The 1,601-nt window shown below is 80.6% G+C and carries 2 protein-coding genes; both read left to right on the forward strand.

The genetic code is table 11. From position 1 onward, the window contains the following. A partial coding sequence (locus GTR00_RS20415; RefSeq protein WP_205706293.1) for a hypothetical protein occupies positions 1 to 1,189 on the forward strand: 1,189 nt, incomplete at its 5' end. Positions 1,190 to 1,300: 111 nt separating this feature from the next. Then, a partial coding sequence (locus GTR00_RS20420; RefSeq protein WP_205706294.1) for a hypothetical protein occupies positions 1,301 to 1,601 on the forward strand: 301 nt, incomplete at its 3' end.

Raw genomic sequence — 1,601 nt, forward strand, 5'->3', positions numbered from 1 at the left:
GGTCACCCCGTTCGTGTCCCGCTACGCGCAGGAGGCGCGCCCGTACGCGCTGGCGGCGCTGGTGGCGACGGCCTCGACGTACCTGCTGGTGCGGGCGTGCTCCTCGCCCGCGCGGGCCGGCTGGTGGGCGGGGTACGCGGTGTCGCTGCCGCTGCTGGTGGCGCTGAACACGCTGGCGCTGATGGTGCTGCCGGCGCAGGCGGCGCTGCTGCTGGCCGCGGCGCCGGCGGCGCGACGGCGCGGGGTCGCGGCCGCCGGGGCGGGCCTGGCGCTGGCGCTGCCGCTGCTGTGGGCGCAGAGCACCCAGCAGGAGCAGGTGGCGTTCCTGCGCCCGCCGCCGCTGCGCGAGCTGGGCGACCACGTGGTGTTCGCGCTGGGCTCGCCGGTGGCGGTGGTGGTGGCCGCGCTGGCCGTGGGCGCCGCGCTGGGCCGGGCGCGGGCGCGCCGGCTGCTGGTCGCGGGCCTGCTGTGGGGCGCGGCGCCGGTGCCGCTGCTGTGGGCGCTGTCGCAGGTGCACCCGCTGTGGACGACTCGCTACCTCGTGGTGGTCGCCCCGGGCACCTGCCTGCTGCTGGCGTCGGTGGTGACGCTGGCCGGGCCGGTGCGCCGGGGCGCGGCCGCGCGGGTGCGCGCGGGGCGGCGGCTGCCGGCGGTGCTGGCGCTGGCGCTGGTGGCGGTGGTCGCGGCGGCGGGCCTGCGCATGCAGTTCGTCTTCCGCGACCCGGAGCTGGGGCACGCCGAGGACCTGCGCGGCACGGCGGCCTACCTGGCGGCGCAGGCCCGCCCGGGCGACGGGCTGCTGTTCGTCCCGGACGGGGAGTACCGCTACCGGGTGCTGACGCAGGTGTACCCGGCGGCCTTCACCGGGCTGCGCGACCTGGCCCTGGACGAGCCGGCGGCGTCCTCGGCGACCCTGGTGGGCACGACCCTGCCGCCGGAGCGGCTGGCGGGGGCGCTGGTGGGCACCGCCCGGGTGTGGGTGGTGGGCGGCACGGGGCCGCTGGTGACGGCCGGCGAGCAGGACCGCGAGACGGCGCGGCTGCTGCGCGAGGGCTTCCGCCTGGTGGCCGAGCGCGACTTCCGCGCCTTCGGCGTGAAGCTGTACGAGGCGGTGCCCCCGGGTGCGCCCGCGGCCGGGCAGGACCCTGACGGGTTCGGCGCGCCGCCCGCGGCGCCCGCGGGCGCGTGACCCACCCGTCACACCCGCACCGTTCACAACGCCTCCACGGTCCTCTAGCTTTCGTCCCTGGTGGAGCGTCGCCGTCCGGCGGCCCCTGGACGACGGACGGAGCACCCGGCGATGACCCCTGACCTGCTGCGACGAGCGACGACCCCCGGGCCGGGCCGCCCCGGCGCCCCGGTGGGCCGCCGGGCCGCCCTGGCCGGGGCGGGCGCGGGCCTGCTGGCCCTGCTCGCCGCGCCCGCGGGGCGCGCCGCGGCGGCACCGACCGCGGGGACCGCGACGCCCGGGGTGCTCACCCCGGGCGCGGCGAGCTCCGCGGTGCTGCCGCTGCCGGTGTCGGGCTCGACGCGCTCGCTGCCGCTGGCGGCGGCCGGCCGCACCGGCGGGGTGCTGCGCCGCTCCGCCGGGGGCACCGGTG

This window comes from Kineococcus indalonis (assembly GCF_009906395.1).
Lineage (GTDB): Bacteria > Actinomycetota > Actinomycetes > Actinomycetales > Kineococcaceae > Kineococcus > Kineococcus indalonis.